Genomic DNA, 24850 nt, shown 5'->3' on the forward strand with positions numbered 1-24850 from the left:
TCACCGGAAGGTTTCATGTCGTCGTCTCATCAACGAGCCGGCCGATCGCCGTCGGCCGTGCTGTCGAACCTGTTGGGCGCCACGCTCGGGCTGGCCATGCTGTCGTCTGCGCATGCACAGCCGGGCGTTTCGCCCGCCGCGCCGGACGCTTCGTCGTCGCCGGGCGCGACGCTGCCCGCGATCGACGTCAACGCGGATTCGTCGCCGTACCGCACCGAATTCCTCCAGTCGGACCAGTTCACCGCGCCGCTGCTGGACATCGCGCAGAGCGTCGCCGTCATCCCGAAGAAAGTGCTCGACGAGCAGCAGGCGCAGAGCCTGCAGGACATCCTGAAGAACGTGCCCGGCATCACGTTCACGTCGGGCGAGGGCAATCTCGGCTGGGGCGACATGTTCACGATCCGCGGTTTTTCGGGGGAGCAGAGCATTACGGTCGACGGCATTCGCGACGCGGGCCTCGCGGGGCGCACGGATACGTTCAACGTCGAGCGCGTCGAGGTGTTCAAGGGCACCGGTACGATCGAGTCCGGCGTTGCCGTGCCGGGCGGCAGCGTGAACCTCGTCAGCAAGGAAGCCCATGCCGGCGACGCGTATCACCTGTCGACGACGCTCGGCACCGCCAGCTACCGGCGCGTGACGGCCGACCTCAACAAGCAGCTGACGCCGACGTCGGCGTTCCGGCTGAACCTGATGCGCCACTACAACGCGGTCGACGGCCGCGCGGTGACCGACTACGACCGCTGGGGCGTAGCCGGCTCGCTCGCACTCGGCCTCGGCACGCCGACGCGCGTGACCATCGACTATCTGCACCAGAACGACGTGAACACGCCCGACACCGGCGTGCCGATCGAACGCGGCACCGGCGGCGCCCGCATGCCGGGCGTGCCGCGCAACGGCTGGTACGGCGACCCGAACCTGTTCACCGATCGCGAAGTGACGGATCGTGCGACGGTCAAGGTCGAGCACGACTTCAACGACAACCTGCGGATGTCCAACATCAGCCGCTTCGAGCAGACCGACCGCATCACCGTGCTGTCGCCCGCGCGCTTCAACTCGACCGGCGGCACGTCGTACGGCTACACGGGCACGGGGCCGCTCGTCACGAGCAGTGCGGGGCTGGCGTCATACAGCGGCTTTGCACCGATCGCAAACGCATCGCCGCTGGCGGTGCTGCGCGGCAGCAACTACGGCACGTCGAAGCGCTACGACATCGTTGCGAACGAAACCAACCTGAACCTGTCGTTCGACACCGGCGGCCTGCATCACGACGTCGTTACGGGTGCGGAGGTGTATCACGAGCGCTACGGCGATCTCGCGCGCACGATACTCGCGCCGTCGGTGAATCCGGTGATGAACCTGACGAACGCTTACGGCACGAACATGGTCGGCGTGCCGACGCTCGAAGGCGGCGCGGGCGACTATGCGTCGCTGACCGATGCGGGCGTGTATCTGCGCGATACCGTGACCGTCACGCCGAAGTGGATCGTCGAGGGCGCGGTGCGCTATGACCGCTTCTCGCTGAAGCAGGTCAACGGCGCGGCGAATGCGCACACCGTCGCTCGCAGCAACGACGGCGCGTTGAGCGGCCGCATCGGCATCACGTACAAGCCGGTGCCGTTCGGCAGCCTGTATGCAACCTACAGCCGGGCCGCGCAGCCGTCGGCAGTCGGTGCGACGACCAACAACGTGATCTACGGCAACACTGCGAGCCAGGACCTGCAGGCGGCCGTCGCGCAAACCTGGGAGCTCGGCTCGAAATGGGACCTGCTCGATCACCGGCTGTCGGTGACGGGCGCGCTGTTTCGCACCGAGCTGTCCGATTCGTGGGACTACGGCGACGGCACGACGACGGTCGTGCGTGCGCTGCCGCCGCGCCGGGTCGACGGCCTCGAGCTCGGCGTGTCGGGCAACCTGACCGACCGATGGTCCGCATTCGCGGGATTTGCCGCGATGCGCGGACGCATCACGAAGGGCGCGAATGCCGGGCTGCGCCCCGCCAACGTGCCCAACGCGACGTTCAACCTGTGGACGACGTATGCCGTCACACCGAAGCTGTCGGTCAGCTACGGCGCGCAGTACGTCGGCACGCGGCGCTATACCGACAACCGCTACGTCGGCGGCCAAAGTAACAACAGCAGCACCGTGAACGGCGCGAGCGGCAAGCATCCCGTGTACGTCGCGGACGGCGAAAAGGCGCCGTCGTTCTGGCTGCACTCGATCGCCGCGCGCTACGAAGTCGACAAGCATCTGACGCTCGGCCTGAACGTGCAGAACCTGTTCAACAAGTTCTATTACGCTGCGATCGGCGCGTCGCTCGACGGCTTCCAGTTGTATGGCGTGCCGGGAGCAGGGCGCACCGTCATGGCGACCGCCGACGTCCGGTTCTGACGCGCGCGAGCGCCACCGCATCCGCTTCGAAGGAGAGCACACGATGATGATCGAGATTCCGGGCGTGTTCAGCCCGGCAGAGGCCGCCCAGCTCGTCGAGCGGTTGCGGGCAGCACAATGGATCGACGGCCGCGCGACGGCCGGCGCGCAATCGCGGCGCGTAAAGGAGAACCGGCAGCTCGATGGCGACGATCCGCTCGCGCGCGAGATCGGCGACGAGATCATTCGCCGCCTCGTGCAGAACGCGGTGTTCATGTCGGCGGCGCTGCCCAAGCGCATTTATCCGCCGCTGTTCAACCGCTATGCGGGCGGGGAGTCGTTCGGCTATCACGTCGACAACGCGGTGCGCGGCATCCGTGCGTCGCGCGAACGCGTCCGGACCGATCTGTCGGCGACGCTGTTCCTGAACGATCCGGCGAGTTATGACGGCGGTGAACTCGTCGTGCGCGACACGTATGGCGAGCATCGCGCGAAGCTCGCCGCCGGCAGCATGATCCTGTACCCGGGATCGAGCGTGCACAAGGTCGAGCCCGTGACGCGTGGCGAGCGGCTGGCATCGTTTTTCTGGGTGGAGAGCCTGGTGCGCGAGGATGCACAGCGGAGTCTGCTGCTCGACATGGATGTCGCGATCCAGCGGCTGACGCAGCGGGACGCGGACGGCGAGTCGTTGTTGCAGCTCACGGGCGCATATCACAACCTGTTGAGGATGTGGGTGGACGCTTGAGGGGGATTGCTCGATGAAATCCTGGAAGGAACGTCGCGACGGTGAGACGGGATTCCGCCGGGAGCAGCAAAAGGGCGCAGGAGCAGCGCACGGTAAGTCGAGGACCTTGACGAACGCCGAGCGCACTGAACTCGAAGCGTTGCTGCTTGTCCATCATGAGTTGCTTGCTGCCGTGCCAGTCCGTCCATCGCTACCTTGAGGCGTTGGGGCTGGCGGGGCGGCGGGGCGCTGACCGCTGCGGCACATGTGACGCAGCGATACGATGGCGGCGGATTCGGGTCGCGCGCAGCGTCATCGCAGCGACATTTTTCTCGCGTAAATCTATGGCACTTCGCCAGTTGGCGGGGTACCGTTTTCTCAAGGAATACCGACCATGGCGGCAAAACGTCTTCGCATCAACATGATTACCCGTCGCCAATCGACGTTCGACGGCCGGCACCTCGACACCGAGGCGGCACGTCGTCTCGGCGCGCACGCACAGGACGCGATTCCCGCCCATCTGAAAGGCACGCAGGGCGCCGAGGCCGAATGGCTGCCTCGCGTGAAGGTCAGCGAGCGGTAACGCGGTTACGCCGGACGAACCGCTGCGCGACAGCGCCGATCCCGCCGTCCGGCGGCTCTCCCGATTTCGATCCAGATGAAACGCGCCCGCCGAACGGCGAGCGCCGGATCACGAGCGTGCGGCGCGTGTACCGCGTATCGCGCCCCGTCGTCAGACCTGCCCGGACGGGACGGCTCGGTGTTTTGCGGCGTATGGCGCCGTCTCGTGGCGCGGCCGAGCGTGTCGGCCGCCGACGATATAGCGTCGTCCAGGGCCGTCGCGCCTGCATTGACCACGGCACCGGAAATGCGCGCGGCCGTGTCGAATGCGAACGCAGTCGCGTTCGCGTTCGCGACCGGTTTGATCACATGACGGCCGCCAAACGAGCCTCGATGCGCCCGCAAGCAATGTCCGTCTCGCGCCGTTGACGCGGTGGGACCGTGGCTGCGGTCGTCATCGCCAGCCTGAACTGGCCACTTCGTCAAGTCACCGGCGGTGCGTGCCCGTGATCCGCCAAACCCCGAGCGTCGTCGTATTCCCGCGAAATATCCTTGTTCGTATAGTCCCCGAGCTTCGATGCGGCGACCACGCTCAGTACCGCACACACCAGCACGTACACCGCGATCGCGTACCCCGAGTGGTAGTAGGCAAACAGCGCCGTTGCGATCAGCGGTGCCGGGCCACCGGCGATGACCGACGCGAGCTGATAACCCATCGACGCGCCGCTATACCGCAGCCGCCCGGTGAACGACTCCGCGATCAATGCAGCCTGCGGTCCGTACATCATTGAATGCGGGACCAGCGACAACACGATCGCCGCAAAGATCCATACCGGATTCCGGCTATCGACCATCGCGAAGTAGACGAATCCGAATACACCGACGGCAGCCGCGCCGATCATGTACATCCGCCGCCGCCCGATCAGGTCCGACACGTGCCCGAACAGCGGAATGGTGAAGAACTCGACCACGGATGCGACCAGCACTGCCGCCAGCAACAATTCGCGCGTGACGCCCAGCGCCGTGATTCCGTAAGTGAACACGAACGCCGTATAGATATAGAACGGCGCCTGTTCGGCCATCCGCGCAAACGCCGACAGCACGATATCCCTCGGCTGCTTGCGCAGCACTTCGAGCATCGGCGTCTTCTCGATCCGACGCTCGGCCAGCAGCTTCGCGAAGATCGGCGTCTCGAGAATATTCAGACGGATATAGAGCCCGATCGCCACCAGCACGATGCTGAGGAAAAACGGCACGCGCCAGCCCCACGTCAGGAAAGCGCTGCCGGAAAGCCAGCTCATGGCCAGCACGGCAAGGTTGGCGAGAAACAATCCCGCTGGCACGCCGAACTGCGGCCACGACGCGACGAAACCGCGATGCGCATTGGTGCGCGCCCACTCCATCGACATCAGGACCGAGCCGCCCCATTCGCCGCCCACGCCGACGCCCTGGATGAAGCGCAGTACCGTGAGGATGACGGCACCCCAGATGCCGATCGCGGCGTAGGTCGGAACGAAGGCGACGGCGAACGTGGCGAGTCCCATCAGCAACAGGGTCACGATCAGTGTGGCCTTGCGTCCGATGCGGTCGCCGTAATGGCCGAAGATCGCTGCGCCAACCGGCCGCGCGACAAAGCCGACGGCGTAGATCAGGAACGCCTGCAGCGTACCGACGAGTGGGTGGGATTGCGGGAAATACAGCTTTGCGAAGACCAAGCCGGTGACCGTGCTGTAGAGGAAGAAGTCATACCATTCGATCGTGGTGCCAATCGTGCTGGCGATGACGGCGCGGCGCAACTGGCGCCGGGCTTCCTCGTCGGAGAGGGGCGTGGCCGCGGATTGCATGGCAGCCATTTTGATATCCCCCGAGAAAGGGCGATAGAGAAATCAACCATACGCCCCACGACAGGTTCCGGCAAGCGCGAGCTGCGCGTGGCTCCCTCGGCGCGCAGGCCTTTCGGTCAGCGATCCTTATATATCAGAATATGATATTTGCCCGTCATTCGCCGCGGCAGCGATGAGGTTGGCGTGAGGTTCGAACCGGCGCACGCAGATGCGCTGATCGGGAGTATCGCGGGAAATTCGACGACCGCACCTGACGCCGTTACGGCTCGCGCTGCGCGACCGTCAGCGCACGACGTCGAACCGGCTGATCTGCATGCGCAACACGCACACGAGGGTGACCGCCGCAGACTTTCAGACAATCGTCTGATAGCGAGCGTGAAGCCATCGCAGTGCTGGAAAAGTCAGTCGACAAACAAGGGCAAGCGGCTACGCGCTACGAGGTGAGTAGCGGTGGACCAACCAGGACGGTCACCTTTTACGCGTCTTTCAGCCAGGGCATTTCCACGGGTGACACGACCAGTTGCCGGAATTCGCGCTTCAGATCGAAGATGAACCCGACCAGGATCATCGAGTCGGCGTAAGGAATCGGAAAGACATGCGGATTTTCCGGCGTACGCAGGGGGCGCTCGGGGCTGTCCGCCGTCGCCGCGGCGTTCTCGCGAACGCTTTCCAGCTCGTCGGCCATGGCCAGGCCGCTGATTTTCAGCACACGGCTGCGCAGGTCGCTGTAGGGCTCGATGCGCGGAGCGTCTTCGTGGTATTCGGGCACTTCGTATACGAACCAGGACATTTTCGTCTCCTGTGAGAGGGGGGCGCTATTCTAACGCTGCGCGAGGATCCACCGAAAATCGGCCATGGGCTGCGCTGGCCGCGGTCGCGGCGAGGCCGGCAGCATGTACCGACAGGTCGTCACCGACGCACGTGGCAGCCCACCGCAACCTGTATAGAATGGCGCGGAATGTCCGCCGTCGCGGATCGACGGCACCTCCCCACGCACCGGCATGCGACTGATCGTCCCCTTGCGTTTTTCCCTTTGGAAACGGGCAGCCGTGCTGTTTGCCGCCGACGCGTTGCTGATGGCCGTCGCGCTCTGGATCACCGGCCGTAGCGACAATGCCGGCACGATCGAGCTGCAGACCGGCAATTTCGCGCTGTTCGTCGCGCGTCTGCTCGCGATGCTGTTGTACGCATCGCTCGTGTGGGCGTGGATCATGCGACCCGCCCGCCACAATCTCGAGTACTTCCCAAGCGTCGATAATCGCGACCGCGTGCTGGGCGCGTGGTTCGTCTTGTTCCTGTGCGGCACGCTGTTCGCGCTGGTGCTGCTTTGCTTCGACACGTCAACCGTCAATCGCATGAAGGAGCGCTCGAGCCAGACGCGCAGCGTGCTGGCACGCGAGTTCGACTGGCAGGCGGAAACCGGCGGAGGGAAGGGCATTCCGCGACACCGATATACCGCGACCGGCCTCCTGTTTCCGGACGCAGCAAACCGGGGCATCGAGCGCGTGCGTCGCCCCGGCGGCCGGTTCGACGGCGGCACGACCTGTTTCGTCGAACACGTCGGCTGGCTCGGTTATGGCTGGATCAGCGACGTGCAACCTTGCGATCGCCCGGTCGAACACATCCGGATAGTGCGCTTGAACGACGTCGAGGTCGATCCCGGCGAGAAACGAGGATCGCAATGCGTCGATGATCCGGCCGCTCCGGCAAGCGAACCGAGGCACGATCCGTCGCAATGCCCGCCCGTCGTCGACGAGGACGGACAGTGGCGCGTGACGGCCGGCGCGTCGGTCGCTCTGCCGCTGCCTTCTGATTACTGGATCGCGCCGAGGGTCGTGTCGGTGTCACCGGACGGAAATCGGATCCTGGTCGGCGATGTCGAACTTCCGAGCCAGCTTTTTCTATGGACGCGCCGCTCGGGAACATGGGTCGCATTGCAGTTGCCGGAAGCCGGCCGGCCGCCGCCATCGGATGCCTACGTGCTCACCGACGACGCGCAAACGATCCTGGATTGCCCACGCGGTTCGGCCGGTGAATGCGAGCGATGGGTCATCGTGCAGCGGGACATTCAGTGACACCGGCGACCGGACTGCTGACGCGCCAGTCAATGGTGTGGTCCATCGATGCGGCAGCGATGATTTGCCGCCGCCAACGTCGCGACAACCCAACTTAGCCCAGCGTGAATTTCAACGTGCCCAGGCTACCGACTTCGACCACGCCATCGCTATTGACGAAGGAGCGCGTCCCTTCGGCAACGATTGTGTTGTTGGTCAAATAAGCGCCGTTCCAGCTATCGACAATGTTGTAGGGACGTTGGTCGGGGCGCTGGCTGCCGCCGAAGCTGATGTTGAATGGCGCGACGCCATCCTTGCCTTGGGCCTTGCTGAACACCCAGCCATAGTGTCCGACGTTGCCTTCGGAAGTGAACGCACCGATCGGGCTATAGTTGGTGGTATAGACGCCAGCGATGACGCCATTGGATGGATCGGCGGACGTGATTTTGAATGTGAAATTCTTGTCCGACGAGGTATAGGTGCCGGTGAGAGGTACGTTTGCCATGGCGATCTCCATTTTTTATGGATTTGAAGGATGCAGTCGAGCGCGTTGGTCGCGCACCTGCCAAAGCAATATAGGCCTCGAATACCGTGGATACACCCTGTAAAGCCTGACAGGGATGAAAATCAAAGACGCGTATTTTCCGAGTAAATATCCATGCAGGTGAATGCCGGTGGCATTTGCACCCTTTCACAGCGCCACAGGCGTTGCATCTCGCTGTATAAAAGCCAGTGCAATTTCACATTCTCAATCATGCCTTCCACGTCATTTCGAGAGCCAGTACGTCTTGATGTTTGCTGCGATCGTGGGGAAGTTCGGGGGCGGTATGGCGTCGAGAGCGGCTTTTGATAGCACCATGTCTGAGAACGCATCGAAGGACGGCATATCGTTCAGCCCATTCCGCTTGGTGGCCCCAATTTTTCGCGCGATGCCGTTACATCTATGAAATTTCATGATTTCGCAAAGTATTCAAAATTTCTCGTCTTTACGTTTTCAGAGATGAGTATAAGTTTTTTAAAAATTAATTAAATTCTTCATTCGAATTCTTAACACCTGGCGCCGATGGATTGGCATTGATGCAATCAGAAACGTTTACATACGCCCAATGTCATACCTCGATTCATATATTCACCTACCAGTTATTTAAAAATGTCCGGGGTTATGGTTGATTTTGCTACTTCTGCTTCCTCGTTTTGACCGTTACGCAGTGTCGAAGGTCAGTGCTTGAACGGGCAGGGCGCGCACGGTGGGTTCCCACGCTTTTGCGGGCCGACGGCCAGGTTTGTCTGCAGGCTGTGCGGTTTGCCGACGTCGCACCGGATCCGCGATCACATGCTCCACATCGGCCTGCGTGATCTCGCGTTGCTTCTTCCTGCCCGGCTCGGCCTCGTTTCGTTGGGTTCGCGTCGAGTCACCTCGATGCGTTCGAGACGGAGCTTTACTTATTCGGCTGTTATCGCGCTGCGCCTGAAGGGCTTGCGCGACGGGCAGCACATGACCCAAGCGCTTGCGCTCGACAACGGCACCTTGATGCCTCGAAGCAGCCGACGGTCGATCCGGTCTGCATGAAGTGCGGCATCGTCAATCGGCTCGTCGCGTCGTCCACCTACGCCAGCAGCGTACAGGCCGGCGCCCGATCCTCGAACCACCGATGGTCGCTGCCGTCGATCCGGGGATGGAAATCCAAGGGCCCCTTGTTGTGCCGCACAATAAATTCCGCTATCATGTTGGCCCCCCACAAGCTACGCATACGGATTCTGGGCGAGGCGTCCCGGCCTCGACTATCTGTGCGTATCGCGATTCCGTTCGCATCCCGGCAGGCAACCTATTCTGGCGTCATGCTCGCGACGATCGTTGGCTCATCTGCTGAGGAGCATGTATTGGCAATTTCTGATCGGAACGATTCCACCTCCCCGGAAGTCACGGCCACGGCAAAAGCCGGCCGCCGTGCGTCGAAGGGTAAGGCCCAGGCTCAGGCCCTGACACCGACGGACATCGCGTCCTTGGCGCGCCAGAATGAGGAGCGCCAGCGCCAGATGCGCGCGTTGATCGCGCTCGGGCGCGAGCGCGGCTATCTCACCCACGCGGACATCAACGATCACCTGCCGGACAACTTTGCCCAAACGGCGGCGATGGACACCATCGTCAGCACGTTCAGCGACATGGGCGTGGCGGTGTACGAACAAGCGCCGGACGCCGAAGCGCTCCTGCTCACCGAAGCTGCGCCGGCCGTGGCATCCGACGATCAGGCAGACGAGGAAGCGGAAGCTGCGCTATCGACTGTCGATTCCGAATTCGGCCGCACCACGGATCCGGTTCGGATGTACATGCGTGAAATGGGGGCCAGCGAACTGCTGACCCGCGCCGGTGAAATCGAGGTCGCGAAACGGATCGAAGACGGTCTGCAGGACATGATTCAAGCGATTGCCGCGTGTCCGTCGATCGTGTCCACTATTCTCGCCGATGTCGACCGCATCGTTGCCGGCGAACTGCGCATAGACGAACTGGTCGATGGCATCAGTGTCGACACCGATGAAAGCGAAATGACGCCGGAGTCCCAGGAAGAGGAGGCGGAAGTACTCGCCGCCGATGACGATTCGGACGAAGACGACGTCGAAACGGACGCCGGGGATTCGGAGAAGGTGAACGCGGCACGCCTCGAAGAACTCACGAACGACAGTCTCGTGATTTTCGCGCGCGTGCGTGCACTGTTCGAGCAGTTGCCGGATGTGCCTGTCACTGGCGAAGCCCGTTCCGCAGCCGCCGCGCAAGTGCGCGCGGCGATCCAGCGTGAACTCGCGCCGATCCGCTTTACCGCCAAGACCATCGACCGCCTTTGCGAGATCGTGCATGGGCAAGTGACTGAGGTTCGCGCGATCGAGCGCAGCGTTCTGGCGATTGCCGTCGACCGTTGCGGCATGCCGCGCGACGCGTTTGTCGAGTCGTTCCCGGGCCACGAGACCGACCTCGAATGGACGAGCCGCACGGCGGCGACCTCGCAGCAGTTTGGCGCGGCACTCGAGCGACATCAACCGGCGATTCAGGCGGCGCAGCAGAAACTCGTCGACATCGAGTCCCGGGTCTCGCTGCCGCTCCAGCAGCTCAAGCAGATCAACCGCCAGATGAGCGCCGCGGAACTGAAAATGCGGCAGGCCAAGCGCGAGATGATCGAAGCGAACCTTCGCCTTGTCATTTCAATCGCCAAGAAATACGTGAACCGCGGCATGCAGTTCCTGGATTTGATCCAGGAGGGCAATATCGGCCTGATGAAGGCCGTGGACAAGTTCGAATACCGGCGCGGCTGGAAGTTCTCGACCTACGCGACCTGGTGGGTCCGGCAGGCTGTCACGCGTGCGCTCGCCGATCAGGCGCGGACCATTCGCGTGCCGGTCCACATGATCGAGACGATCAACAAGCTGAACCGGATATCGCGCGAGATCTTGCAACAGACCGGGCAGGAAGCGCATCCCGCAGTGCTGGCAAAGCGCATGGAGATGTCCGAGGAGAAAGTGCGCAGTATCCTCAAGATCGCCAAGCAACCTGTCTCGCTCGAAACCCCGGTAGGTGACGACGCCGACGCAACGCTCGGCGACATGATCGAGGATGTCTCGGCGAGTTCACCGGCCGAGGCGGCGATTCACGCGAACATGCGCGCGGCGATCGACGAGGCACTCAACGGGTTGTCGCCGCGCGAGGCCAAGGTTCTGCGGATGCGATTCGGGCTCGACACAAACTCCGATCACACGCTTGAAGAAGTTGGCAAGCAGTTCGACGTGACTCGCGAGCGAATTCGTCAGATTGAGAGCAAGGCGATGCGCAAGCTGATGCATCCCAGCCGTGCAGACAAGCTCAGGCCCTTTCTTGAGCGCTGAGGCAAGCCGGGCGTCGTAACCGTTCGACGCCCGGTTCCAGATTTGAAGCGATCACGTGCCGGCCTGATCGCTGTCGTGACCGGGCGTATTCGCTGTAGGGAAAACTGACAGCGGCTTGATGCTGGCGGCCGGCTTCCCCTTGGGGGCTGATTGACATCGTCTCCAACCCGAATCATGCCGCGCATGAAAGCTCCTGCTCCTGGTTCAAGTCCGACGTAGACTTGGCCGCACGGTCACATCGATTTTCCATCGCGCCGACAGTTCACGTGCGGTCGCATATCGATTCATTTGCGTGCTCTGAACGCTTTGAACGCTTTGATCAAACCCACGATTACCAGAGTGAGTCCGATCACCACAATAAGCACCGGCACGGAGAAGACGAAATTTAACTGTGCGCCGCCTTGAATATGCCACTGGTCAAATGCACCAATCGCCAGAAACACAATAAGAACAGAGAAAAGGCCAATTCCCGCGCCAATTAACCCGACGCCCCACCCCAGCAATTGTTGATGGCGCGAGGGTTTGTACGCTCCCAGTCCCATAAGACACCTCAAGTCGAAAACGGATGACGCGCGCACCGCGCCTCGTCCACGTTGCTCCATGTCACGCCGCGGGTAGCTTGGATCCAGAATCCTTGTTGGACCGAGTACCGCATTCCAGTGTTGTGCCCGGCGCGCTCTACCGAGCGGGTTTGGTCTTAGCCGCCGGTGTCCGATTGACTCGCAATCAGTTTCGCCCCGCACGCCAGTTCGTCGCCGTCACACGCAGCGGGCTGCCCCTCGAAGCGGCCGCGACCCGACACCTTCGCAATCGTGGTCGGCCCGTGAATCTCGCAAATCGCTGGATCGTGCAAACGCGCAATCGCCCGGCCCTTGATTCGAGAGTGGGGCGCCCCCGAAAGGACCCACCCTCCATGGCTATGGGTATCGCCCTCAAGGACATAGAGTTTATCGCTCATTTATTCATTCCACTTAGAGGCAGCAAGTCGTTGGACCTCCAGATCGAAAGGCCACCACCACAAGCACAGCCATGATGTCGAGTGATGCAAAAAACAAGAATATAAATCCACATATTGTCAATTTAAAATAATTCCTTATTTTTATGTTTTTGTAAAAAGAAAATGCCGAAAATGCCAGCGCGGCCGGTGAAACTAAAATCAAAAAAAATACGACCAGCACGGCCAAATCTATGGGTCGTTGAATATCAAAAAAATTATTCAAGCTAATTTCCTAGAAATCCCAGCTGAACGTCTGTGGGTTCGCTTTCCGCGACGCCTCGTCCGGGGGCGTCAGCATCACGATTGTCCCGTGCAACGGGTCGCGTAGGTTCACCAACGCACTCGTCTTGCCGTCTTCGTAATCCATCATCAAGGCGAGTGCGAGCTGCACCCAGGTCGAGCTGGTGCCCGTATCGCCACCAATGCGCCGCTGCATGTCGAACGCGTCCTTCGTCCGCCAGCTTCGATTGCCAGTAGTCCCAGGGCATTTCTTTATGTGTTGCTTCGCCTGCTGCGTTGCCTGCCGCCCAATAGGCTTTCTGTTCGGCCCAAAAATAATTCTACAGCTTGATCACGTCGTACTGCGTCTTGGTGTTGTCGATCGCCTCCGGCGCGTCAACTGTGTACGGCCGGATCAGTCGGTCGACCCGATCCTTGCGTGTCACCAGCAGGGCTACAAAGCTGTCCGGGCGTTTCGGTACGAAGTTGCCGTCATTGATTGATTGAGTTACATCTTCGCCAGGCGTACGCATAAGAGCGCGAGCATTCAATCCGTCTTCGATTAGCAGCACGACGGCGGGCAGTTCCGGATGCCGATCGAAGAACTCAAACACACGTGACATTACTTCATCGCCGTGTTCAGTATGGATCTCATCGAGACGGATGTAGAGCGTGTTCCCGATCCCAGCGCCATTGTCGGCACTGCTGATATGCGTTGCCATGCGATCGGCATCGGGGTCATTCTGATCTCTTGGCGGGCCAGCTACGATGACAGGTATCGGCCAGTAATCCGTCCAGTTGCGCAGTGTGTAGCCGAACACGTTGTTTAGGCGCTGATTGTAGGCTGTATCGCGTGTACCCATGGACCACGGGTATTCCTTTGGATCCTGCAGTAGCAACTTGCCGTTCACGCTGGCTTCATCCAGCCGCATCAGCAGCGCGCGCTGACGGAAGCGGTCGACCGTGACGCCGAAGCGGCGGACCTCCAGCGTGAAGCGCGGATCGCACGTGGCGGCCGCTGCTATCGCATCGTCATTCGCGGCAGCGGCCTGTACCGCTGCCGGATCGAACGAGCGTGGCGCATGTTGGCGCGACCACATACTATAGCCGGCATACACGATGCCGCTGATCAGAGCGATCGGTAGCAGCCAGAGCAGCACGCGTTGAATCATCGATGTGATTCCCCAGGATAGAGCGCCGCTCACGGTGAGCAGCTTCAATACGGCAGTCCAAAGCAAACACTGATTGCTGGTTTCTTTTTCATTTTATTCCTGGCCAAATTTTTGGCATCGCGGATTTGCCAGTGAGTACGGAGCTCAGTGTTGCGCCGAAATAGCCGATCCACGGCTTAGGACGCAACACATTCCAAATGCACCAGCGTAGAAAAAATTGATCATACATATTATGTAAAATTATCGAGACGCCACAAAACTACCGCGTCCGCAATTCCTGGTTGAAAGTTCTCCACCTATCTTGGGTCTGGGCTATTCGCAGCATCTGCCAAGTGCAGCGCCGTACGAACTCGTCCGTCTGAATATGCAGTGTTCGTTCTCTGCCCGCCTCGTCTTGCGCAGTACCAGCCTGATGAGCGTCGAGGCCGCTCGTCGGTCCGGACGTGTCCTCAGGTCTCGATGCTCCTGCACAACTGCGAGTTGATGTTCTCGATGGCGTTCGTCGTGGATATAGGTGTCCACCTCACAAAATGAGGTCGACACCTATGCTCCTAGCTCAGAACATCGTTGGATAGAGGCCGATACTGCACCGCTTACGGTCAATTCCCGTTGAACATCAACACTACTTGGCGTCGTACGCAGCAACCCACTGGAAGCCGAGACCGGTTATCCCGCTCACGAGGCTCTGCAAATCCTGCAGGCCAGGCGTGCCGAGATCAGGCTCAAGCCAGAATGGATGGAAGAAGAAGGACGCGAAACCATCCCGGACCGTCAGTGCGTACTGCGCATTCGTGTAGAGATCCTGCCACGTGTATGCCAGACACGAGGACGGATCGATACTGCAAATGTTGTATTCGATGTTTCCGAGGTTCTCAGGCAGCACCCGTTGCCCGTAATAGTCGCTGTTGATGATATACGGGAAGAACTGGCCAACCGAAAAGTCGTGATTCGGTGCGGTCGAATTCAGGTTCGGCCGATCTGACGTGTAGTAGACGGCCCGCTGGTAGGTTGTCTTGAATAGCGGCGGAACGGCCTTGATGGAAAGGGGCGAAGACTGGTAATGCGGCGCCTCCCACGCAAACGGAACATAGCCATTCGACGAAAATTCCTGCAGGCCCGCGCTCAGACGAGCCGAAGCCCACTGTGTCGAATCTTCGTCCACGGGGCGGTTCTGCGTGGCAAGCCAGAACTCGTAGTCATTGCCGCTCACCGCGTTGACAATATTCGGCGTTGAATTGTACTGATGCGTGTAGCCGTGCATCAGGATCTTGCCGCCTCGGGCCAGCGCGTAATTGAGCGATTGCTTCAGACCGGTCGCCTGCGCGAGGTGTACTGTCAGCGGCACGCCGTTGTTATAGGCGCCAAGCGGATCTTCGTACCGCGGAATGGTCGCGATGGAAAACGGTATGCGCTTTGAATACATGTAGTCGGTCAGCGTCTTCATCGACGACGTGGTCGTGAACGCGTTGACGTCTTCAAGACGCACCATCGCGCGATGCAGCACCGGCTGGTTGGTCCCGAGAATGTCATGCAGCAGGTCACAAATCACCAGGTACCGGTCGCGTGGCCCGATGTACGAAAACGGCATGTCGGCGAAGTACCAGAAATTGCCCGCGCGCATGACGTACGGCGCCTGCGCACCCGTCTGGCTGTTCTTGATGGTGACAAGGACATTGGCCTTTGTCGCATCAGACACCGCAGTGACACCAATGTCCGGATCCGCGCTAACCACGCCGGTGCTGGCGTTGAACGCATAGTACTTGACCATGCTCATGTTCTTGTAAAGCACCGTGTCGAAGAAGTTCGGGTTCGGGTTGCTGCTCGTTGGCGTGTTGGCCAGTCCACTTATCCCGGTGAAAGTGAATCCATAGCGGGCCGTGAAGTTGTACGAGGGATCCCATGCGACTTCCCACAGGTTGTTCTTGAACCAGACCACCGTCTTTGACGTCTTGACGACGTCAGCGAGAAAAGCGGATGGAATGGTGTTGTTGTAATAGTCCCCGAGATAGAAAGTCGCCTGATACTTTTCGACCGTTCCGGCCGTATAGCCGTCGACGGGCGCAAGCGTGACATTGGTGTTGAAATGGCCAAGCAGGTTGCGCAGCATTATCGCGTACGCCAGACCGAGTTTCGAGTACGCGTCGTTTGGCGGGGCATCATAGAGCACCAGGACTTTCGCCGTGGTGGTCTGCGCGAACATGGACGACGGTACCGGGGCAAATACGACCCCGAGCACCAGCACCCACGCGAGAACGAGCTTCTTCATGGTGATCTCCTTCGCGCCTAGTCGCGCTGAAAGTTGCCGTTGCTCAGACGATGTTTGCCTTCCTTGAAGTTCGGTCCCCTGCCATGCTCGCGCTCGGCATGGCGTTTCCCCTCCTCCGGCACGCCGGGCATGATTTCGGTCGCGACAACCGCGCGTGGTGGAGGTGTCACGCGCGCGTGTGGGACGGAAGCACTCGGGATTCCGGCGCTCCAGACCGTGCCGGTCAATGCAATCGCGGACGAAATCGCGGCACACGCCGCAGTAACCTTGAACGAGGCTTTCATTGGAGAACTCCTTTCACTGACCTCTGGCTGAGAACTGGGGTGTGCGATTGGGAAAAGCGCCTCGTGCGCACCTTGAGCGTCAGGCAGACGCGCACCGAAGGGGTATGCGTGCCTGATACAACCTCATACGAATAGCGCCACGCATCGTCGCCCGCCTGACGAATGAACCGTCGGTTGCATCGGTCACATCGGCCCGCGTGTGAAGACCACCGCTACACGTCGAAACAGCCGACCACTGAGACGGATGTCGAAAGTGCAGCCGCAGGCTCGCTGATCGCTATGTCGGTCACGCATGCATTAACGGTGCCAGTCTCCGCTCCACCGAAGCGGCCCGGGAACAGTTCAAACAAGAGAGCATTGAAAGATATGAAAACGTTACGTCGACGAAACGTAAGGTGACGGTACGCGGTGGCACCTGCTCCAAAGTTCATCCGTGCCAGTAGCGAAACGAGGGAATTCATCGACACCTGGCGTTCGTTACGCCGACAGGTGAAGTGAAAAATGATCTGGATCACGAATTTTCAGCCAGGATTCGACTGAGTGTCCGAACGTTTCGAGCGTGAGACGTCGTGCTGCTGGACAACAACGTCTTGTCTAGCTGACCCGGCCACCTTGTCAGATTCACATCGACACGCGCTCGATAGAGGACGAACCTGTTCGAAAGGGCAAGAATCTCGTCGAAGAATGATGTCGGATGATCAAAGCCGATCTTCTGGTTATCGTCGATCGAGTATCGGGATGGCTTTCATCCGAACAAACCGATCCAGGTCAGCCACCTCCCCGTCTCTTCGACAAAGCGTCTCATCGCAAGCGTCGCGTCGTTTCAGCGGACTCAACCGAACCTGTGTCAGGTACTACCCAGGCGTGACGGCGACCCAGGCTCGCGGGACGCAGATCCTGCTTGCGCGCTGTGTCGACGCAACACACAAGCACTGTCCGCTCGAGCACTCAACCGGTTTGCTACACTGCCTGACACTTACCATTCATCGCCCGAATTGCTTCTCGATAGCGCGAAATCGAACGACTTGAAATGAATTGATTCCGGATGCTTGCGACTTCGAAGCCGGCCATGCCGCATTCATCCACACCAAAGAATCACAGGGGACACATTGACACGCGATCAATCCGAGCTCGACGCCGCATACAAGGCCTACCTGCGGGACAAGTCCGCGAGCACTGGACTTGCACTGAGTCGCGCGCTCAGGCTCTCAGGTCATGCCGAAGAAGCCATACGCGTGGCGAAAGAAATCGCCGATCAGGTCAAGGACCCGTTTCTTCGCGCGCAGGTCGGCATTGACATGAACTATCTCGGTCTTTTTGCGCAGGCCGAGCCTCTGTTGATGCAATCACTCGCGGAACTTCACCACGAACCCGACCGCCGGGTTTTGAAAGTCGAACTCGTGATCGCGCAGTACGCTCAAGGTCGTTTTCGTGAAGCCCATGCGCTGAATCGGCGTTCGCGTGATGCATGGGGGCGAGCCGGTGTCGTTTCAAATATCTACCCGTCCGATACGAGCGAGTACGGGCGGATTGTCAACAAGCTGCTCCGGTTCGACGAATCAGCCGCTGGACGGCGTGTGCTCATCCTCCAGGAAGGTGGTCTTGGCGATGTGATCATGTTTTCCCGGTACTTGCACTTGTTACGGGACGAAGGCGCGTCGGCTATCGTTTTGCAGGCACCGGGCATATTGGCTCCGATATTCGCCTCCTATGACTGGGTCACACTTGTCGAGAACGCCAGCGACGCAATTGACCAAAGCGATTGCATCCTCTGCACCTTCGACCTCTTTGCCCGGTATCAGACGACGCCATACTTCCCGAGCTGGACGAGCTCATACGTGCAGGCGCCAGCTGGACGGGAAATGACGCCACGTGTCGCCGACACTTTCAACAATCGACGCGATGGCGTTCGCGAGATAGGCTTGATTTGGCGCAGCGGTACGTCGGTGCGTCATGAACCGTATCGATCAATCGCCCTGGAGCAGCTTGCGCCATTGTTTGGTGCGCCAGAGTGCCGTTTCCATGCGCTGCAGTTCGGCAAGATCACCGACGAAGAGCATGCACTGCTGGATCAACACGGTATTGGCGTCATTGGCGACGAACTGAACGATCTTGGCGATACAGCCGTCATTCTCAATGCGCTGGATTTATTGATTACGGTGGATACCGGGCCAGCCCACCTCGCTGGAGCACTGGGGCGTCCAGTGTGGCTGTTGCTGTCGGCCGCATGCGATGAGCGTTGGTCCAACACCCATCGCGATACGCCGTGGTACCGGTCCATGCATTTGTATCGGCAACCCGCATTAGGCGACTGGAGCAGCCCGATCTCGGAGATGGCGGATGCATTGTCCGGCAAGGACGCGGCATGGTAGCCAATCCAGGTACGCACATCCGCCAGGCACACGGCACGCCACGCGTCGAAGCGATGCTCTCCACGCCGAGAGCGCATTGATGTTCCGCTTCGACGACGCTTTGTCGCCCGTCAAGCCACTCGACGCAAGCTCCCGCGCTCCGATTCGAGTGCGGCACGCACCGCCTCGGTAACGCTACGCCAGTTTCCGGGTGTCGCCTGCCGGAAGACGCGGATGTGCGGATACCAGGGCCCCGTGTCGCCTTGCGCGCCCCACCGCCACTCCGGCGCGCCCAGCATGACCCACGCTGGCAGACCCAGCGACCCGGCCAGGTGTACGGGCGCCGAGCAGATCGAGATGGTCAGGTCGAGGGATGCCGCAAATACCGCCGTATCGTAGAGATCGCTCCATTCATCGGATCGATTCAGGATCGACAGCCCGCTACGTGCCGCGAAATCCGGCTCGAGCGGATGTTTCTGAAGCACGAACCAGTCGACGTTTTCAATCTCGGCCAACGGCTGAAGATCTTCAGGCAAGAGACTGCGAGAGCGCCCCGCAAAATAATTGGGCGACGTGTCCCAGCACAGGCCGATTCGCAACCGATCGGATGGGCGACTGCGCTCGCTCAGTGCCTTGGCGGCATCCGGGTCTTTCAGCTTGATATAGCCGTCCCGGTAGGTAGGCACGATCCCGTCACTCGCCCCCAATCTCGCGGGCAGCAGGTTTTCGAAGATCCAGTAATCGTAGTTGCCCCAGGTCTCGATGGGCCAGGCGCTCAACAACTCGTCGACGCCTTCGAGTTCGCGCAGAAGCTGCATCAACTCCGGCTTGACGCAGAGCGTGACGTGGGCGCCCGCCGCCTTCAGGTCTCGGGCGTAACGGGCGTACATCAGGCAATCGCCGAGGCCGAGATGGCTGATCACCAGAATGCGCTTGCCATCAAGAGGCTGTCCGCGCCACAGGCGGTCGTGATAGGTGGTCAATTCACGGGGGCCGCTGCGGAGCGACGCGAGATCCGCGAGCATTTCGTATCGGCGCCATCCGGCCTTTGTGTCACCCAGCAGCAAGAGCAGATTCGCCAGCGGAAAGATGACTTCGCCCCGATAGGGATCGTGTTCGGCGGCACGGTACAGATAGCCGATGCCTTCTTCAAAGCGCCCCAACAAGTAGAGCGAAATACCGCCCTGCACAAGCGCACCGATCTCCGTCGGGTACCTTTCCAGAATGGCGCGTGCGATGTGTACGGCACCTTCGTGATCCTCAATGAATCGATGGCGTGCCCGCAACGCGATGGTCAGATCGCCGAATTCGGCCGCCTTCATGCCATGCCGGCGTGACGTCTCAAAGTCGAGCATCTGGAAACTCGCGTCGGCAAGCATCAGATGCAACTCGGCATTGGACGGAAACGCCGCCAGCCCGTCTTTCAAGCTGGCGATGGCGGCGGCGGGATCGTTCAGGTGATTGAAGCAGAGAAGCGCTCTTTCGCGCCACGGAACGGTCGATTCGGGCGTCGCGGCGATGGCGCGCTCGCAAGCCTCGAGCGCTTTGCCTGCTTGCCCCTGACGCAATAACGCGTCCAGATAGGATTTTAGAACGACGTCGCTGCGAGGATATCGTTCAAACAGGACGTGGAAAAGATCGGCCGCCCGGTCGAACTGTCCGGCAGCCTCCGCCTCGCGCACCTGTGCCGCGACGCCATTGAAGTCCTCATCAAACGACATCCCATTCCCCGATAGCAAGTTATGCAATGAGACAGCACCCATCTGTCCATCATCTTTGTTGCGCATTATCCAGCAGATTCCTTTTCCCCGATATTCGTCGTGCTGGCGCGTCTGGCGTTGTCAATCCGCGACCGCCAGGTCGATCGTGTCCGACGGCAACCCGCTGGCATATCGCTGCAATAAAAGCAGTGACTGGCCCCTAGCCTCACGGAGCCTTTGCCTGATCGCGCCGAGCCTGCCAGGAGAGCGTGCAAGATCCACTGCGACAGCCCCATACGCATCGATATCCGGCGCAATCAACTCCGGCAACCCGACCGCCGCCAGAAGACTCGCGCCATAGCGGCCGGCAAGCCTGTCGCCCGGAACCGTCAGTACCGGCAATCCGCACCAAAGCGTGCAGCTTGCCGTGGCCCCGGCGTTGAATCGGTGATGCTTCGCCGTTGCCATCGGCTCATTCCACCCGCGCCCCGCTCCGGAACCAGCCCGGTAGACCCGGAAATCGACCAGGGTCAAATTTCGTGCCGGAACGGCAACGCGCTGTAGCCATGTCGGCCGCGCAGCCTCTACGCGCCGACAACGACTAGGTGCCCGATTTTTATCACGGCGCGATATCCCGATGCAGCATAAAAATGCGTTCCAACTCGGGACATTTGTTAAATAGCTTGAATGACCGTCAATGGGCCAATGATTTGCCGTACTATCCGGCCGTCATCCTGGCTAATGCCGAACGCGGTCGACCGACCGTGGGCAACGGCCGTGGTTTTTCTATCTTCGGGAGCTCGAGCCGGGCGCCGATTTCATTCGAACGCTAGGACCGATCATGTTTCAGTCCCCCGGAGATTCATTCGTCAACGGTTCGTTGCTGGGCCTGTGCGTCGAGGTTCCGCTTGCTGCGCTCGTTTCGCTGGCGATGCATGGCGTCGACTGGAACGGACAGCGCATTGCGATGCTCATCGCCACCCCGGTGCTGATCGCATGCATCGCCCTGCTGACCCGCCCGGTGGCATTCAGCACGGTATGGAAGCACAAACGCTCGCCGTTCGTGCTCGACGACAATGTGCGCGCATCGATTTACGGGCGGCTCTGCGGAATTGCGATCGGCGTCGTGTTCGGCATCATGGTCGCGACAACGTTCGCCTGATCCGGTCACGCAAGACCTTTCGACGAGGGCCACGCCGCGCGTGAAGCCTCGATCACGCAGGGAAAACAGCGCTTTCAACATGCGCGTGAACCCTGAATCCCCCTCTCACACGGGGATCTTCTCATTGCCCCCGATCACGTCGTAGCGACCAGCGCGTTGAACGACGTATCCCAGAGCGGCCCGACATTGGCCGGCCCGTCCAGCACGCCGATCCGCGCGAACACATCCGCGACCTGCTGATGCTGCGCTACCACGTCGGGCGTCACCGGCAGCAGCGCGTAGTCTTCGCTGCGCTGGTCGAACATCGCGACGAGATCGGCAACCGGCACGCGCGTCTCGCGGTTCTGCACGAGCGCATAGTCGCGGAAATGCCCGTTCGCCCACGCATACGCGCGCCGGAATCGCAGCAGCAGATCACCCGTCGCTGCGCGACGGCGCACATCGTCGAGCGTGCGCGGGTTTGCATAGACCGGGAAGTTGCCCGACAGATAGCCCTTCCCCGTCTTCAGCACGCGCGCACCGTAGCGATTGCGCGCAAGCTGGCCGTTGTAGCCGTAGATCGCCCATGCGTCGATGTCACCGCGATCGTAGGCAGACAAGCCATCGGTCGGCGACAGGTTGATCGGCTGGATGTCGTCGAAGCTCAGGCCCGCCTCCGTGAGCTGGCGATACAGGAAGTAGTGCGACGTCGTTGCACGCACGTACCCGACGCGCTTGCCCTTCAGGTCCGCGATGCTGCGGATCGGCGTATCCTTGCGCGCGAGCGTGACCTGGTTGTTCAGGTCTTCGCGCACGCGGGTGATGAGCCGCACGTTGGCCTTCTGGCGCGCGGCGAACACGGCCGGAATTTCGCTGCCCGAACCGATGTCGAGTGCATCGGCGTTGAGCGCCTCGATGTGCAGCACACCGTTGTTCAGCTCGCGCCAGTCGATCCGGTACGGAGTGTCGGCCAGCCCGGCTGCCTGCAGCAGCGCGCGCCAGCCGCCCTTGTAGGTCGCGACGCGCAACGTGGTGCCGGCGAGGTCGGCGTTGACGTCCGGCGCCGCGAATGCAGCCTTCGCGGCCCATGGCGCCGCCACGACCGCAGCGCCCGCAAGCAGCAAACGGCGGCGCGCCGCCGAAATTGACGACATCAGGGGCTCCTGTCGGTCGATAAAGCGGGAAGTGAAAGCCGCCGCGTCAATGCAGCACCGGAAATCCGTGGCGATCGGCCAGCAGTTCGAGGATGCGGCGCGTGTCGGTGACGAAGCGTACGTCGCCGAGCGCCTGTGCGTCGTCCGGCGCCGGCTGGTCGCGGCCGAGCACGAGAACCGGCAGCCCCTGGTGGGCATCGTCGAGGGCGTCGATCACCGCGTGCCGCGGCCGCTCGAAGCCGACACGTTTCACGTCGATTCGCCCCGCTCGATCGGGCGCGCTCGCCAGCAGCCCCTCGATCGACAGTCCATGCGGACAGACGAAGCGTTGGCCCGGATGCTTCGGATCGGCAAAGCCCGGTTCCAGCAGAAACAGCACATCGCGACTCATGACAAACGGCTCCCGTGTTCGTTGTTCAGCCGGGACGAACGCGCTTGCGCGCCCTTCTGCTCCCGGAGCATGCCGGCCCGAGGCCGGATGCCCGACTCTACCGTCCTGCGTCGCACGGCCCTACCAACGTTTTGCGAAATCGATATGCGGGCACACGTAGCGCAACGGCCGCTCGTCGCACAGCGGGCGTTGCGTAAAAACATCGCGCGCCGGGCCCCCTGTATTGCGCACATCGAACGATTTCGTCGATCGATATGACCGCGCCCGCGCGTATCCGGCGCTCGACGTTCGCCGTTCGCGCGATACGTTCGTCGCAGCATGGGTACCGGACGCGATCGCGGCGCACATGCAGGGCTTGCGGCAGCACACATTGCAAATCGGCCGCGCTGCGATTTACAAACCACGGATCGACCGTTCGTCGGCACGACCGTCGTCAATAGCATCGTGATCCTCACAGAGGTACCCATAAAAACAGAGGATAGTCATGATCAAAAAAACGGTAGTCCTGGGTTTGGTTTCGATCGGTTCGGTCAGCGCGCATGCGCAGAGTTCGGTCACGTTGTACGGCGTCGTCGATGCCGGTTTCGCTTATACGAACAACCAGGGTGGCGCGAGCAACATCCAGCAGACGAGCGGCAAGCTGAGCGGCAGCCGCTGGGGCCTGAAAGGCGTGGAAGATCTCGGCGGCGGCCTGCAGGCGGTCTTCACGCTCGAAAGCGGGTTCCGGCCGAGCGACGGCGGGCTCGGCCAGGGCGGCCGCCTGTTCGGCCGCTCGGCGTACGTGGGCCTCGCCAGCAAGGGGCTCGGCACGCTGACCTTCGGCCGCCAGTACGAGCCGATCACCGACCTCGTCGCGCAGTACTCGGGGTCCGGCTTCTGGTCGCCGGCCACGCACGTGGGCGACAACGACAACATGAACCAGAGCTTCCGGCTGAACAACGCGGTGAAGTTCCGCAGCGACACGATCGCCGGATTCACGGCCGACCTGCTCTATGCGTTCAGCAACCAGGCCAACGGTGGCGCGGGCACCGGGTTCTCGAACAACAACGCATGGGGCGCGTCGGCGAACTACGTGAACGGCCCGTTGTCGGTGGGCGCGGGCTACGTTCGCATCAATCATCCGAATTCGACGTCGAATACGAGCGGCGCGGTGGGCGGCGCGACCTCCACCACCGGCAACGACTACAGCGGCGCATTCTTCTATGGGCTGAACGGCGGCGTGCTCAAGCAGCAGATCGGCGTGGTAGGCGCGAATTACACGCTCGGCCGTGCGACGCTCGGCTTCGCGTGGAGCCATACGCAACTCGACTATCTCGACGGCTCGTCCCGCAAGTTCAACAACTACGACGTGAACGCGCGTTACCAGATCACGCCGGCGGCCACATTGATCGGCGTCTACACGTTCACCGACGGGCGCGCGAGCGGCCTGCCGGGCACTGGCGGCCAGACGCTGAAACCGCGCTGGCACCAGTTCACGCTCGGCTTCGACTATGCGTTGTCGAAGCGCACCGATCTCTACCTGTCCGGCATCTATCAACTCGCGGCCGGCGATCCGAGCACGGCAACCGCGGGCGGCTATCGCTCGATCGCGGCGATTTCGAATATCGGCAGCGCGTCGTCGACGAACCGCCAGGTCGCGTTCGTCAGCGGGCTGCGCGTGAAGTTCTGACGGTTCGCGCATCGGGCGCGGCGCGGCGCGGCGTGGTGCGATAAGCAAAGCGGGAATCGTTGTTTGTCGCGCCAGGCCCGGTT

Annotated in this window: 22 protein-coding genes and 1 pseudogene; 8 read left to right on the top strand and 15 right to left on the bottom strand. The window is 61.2% G+C overall.

The window, feature by feature from the left end; translation table 11 throughout:
* Positions 1-15 precede the first annotated feature (15 nt).
* The 3 genes from G3O00_RS00360 (at position 16) to G3O00_RS00370 (ending at position 3674) form a co-directional block, all read left to right on the top strand.
* The gene (locus tag G3O00_RS00360) at positions 16-2388 is read left to right on the top strand and encodes a TonB-dependent siderophore receptor (RefSeq protein ID WP_206141636.1); all 2373 of its coding nucleotides are present in this window, start codon (positions 16-18) and stop codon (positions 2386-2388) included.
* A gap of 43 nt (positions 2389-2431) precedes the next feature.
* Positions 2432-3112, top strand: a complete 681-nt coding sequence (locus tag G3O00_RS00365) for a Fe2+-dependent dioxygenase (RefSeq protein WP_206141637.1) — start codon at positions 2432-2434, stop codon at positions 3110-3112.
* A 373-nt stretch (positions 3113-3485) separates the two neighbouring features.
* Positions 3486-3674: a hypothetical protein gene (locus G3O00_RS00370; RefSeq protein WP_069249558.1), complete on the top strand. Its 189-nt coding sequence runs from the start codon at positions 3486-3488 to the stop codon at positions 3672-3674.
* Between the two features lie 460 nt (positions 3675-4134).
* On the opposite strand, the gene G3O00_RS00375 is transcribed toward G3O00_RS00370, so the two are convergent.
* The 3 genes from G3O00_RS00375 to G3O00_RS00385 all read right to left on the bottom strand — a co-directional run bounded on the left by G3O00_RS00375 (position 4135) and on the right by G3O00_RS00385 (position 6709).
* Positions 4135-5505 carry an MFS transporter gene (locus G3O00_RS00375; RefSeq protein ID WP_206141638.1) on the bottom strand — a complete coding sequence of 457 codons (1371 nt, stop codon included), beginning with the start codon at positions 5503-5505 and terminating at the stop codon, positions 4135-4137.
* A gap of 466 nt (positions 5506-5971) precedes the next feature.
* Positions 5972-6286 carry a helicase gene (locus tag G3O00_RS00380; protein WP_174930243.1) on the bottom strand — a complete coding sequence of 105 codons (315 nt, stop codon included), beginning with the start codon at positions 6284-6286 and terminating at the stop codon, positions 5972-5974.
* Positions 6287-6316: 30 nt separating this feature from the next.
* Complete coding sequence (locus tag G3O00_RS00385; protein ID WP_206141639.1) at positions 6317-6709, bottom strand: hypothetical protein; 393 nt, start codon at positions 6707-6709, stop codon at positions 6317-6319.
* On the opposite strand from G3O00_RS00385, the gene G3O00_RS00390 reads away from it, so the two are divergent.
* The gene (locus G3O00_RS00390; protein ID WP_206141640.1) at positions 6708-7571 is read left to right on the top strand and encodes a hypothetical protein; all 864 of its coding nucleotides are present in this window, start codon (positions 6708-6710) and stop codon (positions 7569-7571) included. The genes G3O00_RS00385 and G3O00_RS00390 overlap by 2 nt on opposite strands.
* A gap of 94 nt (positions 7572-7665) precedes the next feature.
* Here G3O00_RS00390 and G3O00_RS00395 read toward each other — a convergent pair whose 3' ends face one another.
* Positions 7666-8055 (bottom strand): hypothetical protein, encoded by a 390-nt coding sequence (locus G3O00_RS00395; RefSeq protein ID WP_011349782.1) that lies wholly within the window; start codon positions 8053-8055, stop codon positions 7666-7668.
* Positions 8056-8751: 696 nt separating this feature from the next.
* Positions 8752-9081 (bottom strand): annotated as a pseudogene (locus G3O00_RS43205) (ISNCY family transposase); the annotation flags it as partial.
* Between the two features lie 308 nt (positions 9082-9389).
* On the opposite strand from G3O00_RS43205, the gene rpoD reads away from it, so the two are divergent.
* Positions 9390-11423 carry an RNA polymerase sigma factor RpoD gene (rpoD, locus tag G3O00_RS00405; RefSeq protein ID WP_241024862.1) on the top strand — a complete coding sequence of 678 codons (2034 nt, stop codon included), beginning with the start codon at positions 9390-9392 and terminating at the stop codon, positions 11421-11423.
* Between the two features lie 284 nt (positions 11424-11707).
* On the opposite strand, the gene G3O00_RS00410 is transcribed toward rpoD, so the two are convergent.
* The 6 genes from G3O00_RS00410 to G3O00_RS00430 all read right to left on the bottom strand — a co-directional run bounded on the left by G3O00_RS00410 (position 11708) and on the right by G3O00_RS00430 (position 16361).
* Positions 11708-12025 carry a hypothetical protein gene (locus G3O00_RS00410; RefSeq protein ID WP_206141642.1) on the bottom strand — a complete coding sequence of 106 codons (318 nt, stop codon included), beginning with the start codon at positions 12023-12025 and terminating at the stop codon, positions 11708-11710.
* A gap of 95 nt (positions 12026-12120) precedes the next feature.
* Positions 12121-12381, bottom strand: coding sequence for a PAAR domain-containing protein (locus tag G3O00_RS00415; protein WP_206141643.1), 261 nt, complete (start codon positions 12379-12381; stop codon positions 12121-12123).
* A gap of 271 nt (positions 12382-12652) precedes the next feature.
* Positions 12653-12856 carry a DUF2875 family protein gene (locus G3O00_RS43210; RefSeq protein WP_241024863.1) on the bottom strand — a complete coding sequence of 68 codons (204 nt, stop codon included), beginning with the start codon at positions 12854-12856 and terminating at the stop codon, positions 12653-12655.
* A gap of 124 nt (positions 12857-12980) precedes the next feature.
* Entirely contained in the window at positions 12981-13859 is an 879-nt protein-coding gene (locus G3O00_RS00420) for a DUF2875 family protein (protein ID WP_241024864.1), read from the bottom strand.
* Positions 13860-14433: 574 nt separating this feature from the next.
* Positions 14434-16077, bottom strand: coding sequence for a DUF2334 domain-containing protein (locus G3O00_RS00425; protein WP_206141644.1), 1644 nt, complete (start codon positions 16075-16077; stop codon positions 14434-14436).
* 17 nt (positions 16078-16094) lie between these two features.
* Entirely contained in the window at positions 16095-16361 is a 267-nt protein-coding gene (locus G3O00_RS00430; RefSeq protein ID WP_206141645.1) for a hypothetical protein, read from the bottom strand.
* A 1109-nt stretch (positions 16362-17470) separates the two neighbouring features.
* Between G3O00_RS00430 and G3O00_RS00435 the strand changes: the two genes are divergently transcribed.
* Positions 17471-18733, top strand: coding sequence for a glycosyltransferase family 9 protein (locus tag G3O00_RS00435; protein ID WP_206141646.1), 1263 nt, complete (start codon positions 17471-17473; stop codon positions 18731-18733).
* A gap of 110 nt (positions 18734-18843) precedes the next feature.
* On the opposite strand, the gene G3O00_RS00440 is transcribed toward G3O00_RS00435, so the two are convergent.
* Complete coding sequence (locus tag G3O00_RS00440; protein WP_206141647.1) at positions 18844-20499, bottom strand: tetratricopeptide repeat protein; 1656 nt, start codon at positions 20497-20499, stop codon at positions 18844-18846.
* Positions 20500-20553: 54 nt separating this feature from the next.
* Entirely contained in the window at positions 20554-20880 is a 327-nt protein-coding gene (locus G3O00_RS00445; protein ID WP_206141648.1) for a hypothetical protein, read from the bottom strand.
* Positions 20881-21292: 412 nt separating this feature from the next.
* Between G3O00_RS00445 and G3O00_RS00450 the strand changes: the two genes are divergently transcribed.
* The gene (locus G3O00_RS00450; protein ID WP_241024865.1) at positions 21293-21574 is read left to right on the top strand and encodes a hypothetical protein; all 282 of its coding nucleotides are present in this window, start codon (positions 21293-21295) and stop codon (positions 21572-21574) included.
* Positions 21575-21708: 134 nt separating this feature from the next.
* Here the strand turns inward: G3O00_RS00450 and G3O00_RS00455 are convergent, their stop codons facing one another.
* The gene (locus G3O00_RS00455) at positions 21709-22707 is read right to left on the bottom strand and encodes an ABC transporter substrate-binding protein (RefSeq protein WP_206141649.1); all 999 of its coding nucleotides are present in this window, start codon (positions 22705-22707) and stop codon (positions 21709-21711) included.
* 46 nt (positions 22708-22753) lie between these two features.
* Positions 22754-23098: a DUF3088 domain-containing protein gene (locus G3O00_RS00460; protein WP_206141650.1), complete on the bottom strand. Its 345-nt coding sequence runs from the start codon at positions 23096-23098 to the stop codon at positions 22754-22756.
* Positions 23099-23582: 484 nt separating this feature from the next.
* Between G3O00_RS00460 and G3O00_RS00465 the strand changes: the two genes are divergently transcribed.
* Positions 23583-24767: a porin gene (locus G3O00_RS00465; protein WP_206141651.1), complete on the top strand. Its 1185-nt coding sequence runs from the start codon at positions 23583-23585 to the stop codon at positions 24765-24767.
* The last annotated feature ends 83 nt before the right edge of the window (positions 24768-24850 follow it).

It is taken from the genome of Burkholderia sp. Ac-20384 (assembly GCF_017104605.1).
Classification (GTDB): Bacteria; Pseudomonadota; Gammaproteobacteria; order Burkholderiales; family Burkholderiaceae; genus Burkholderia; species Burkholderia lata.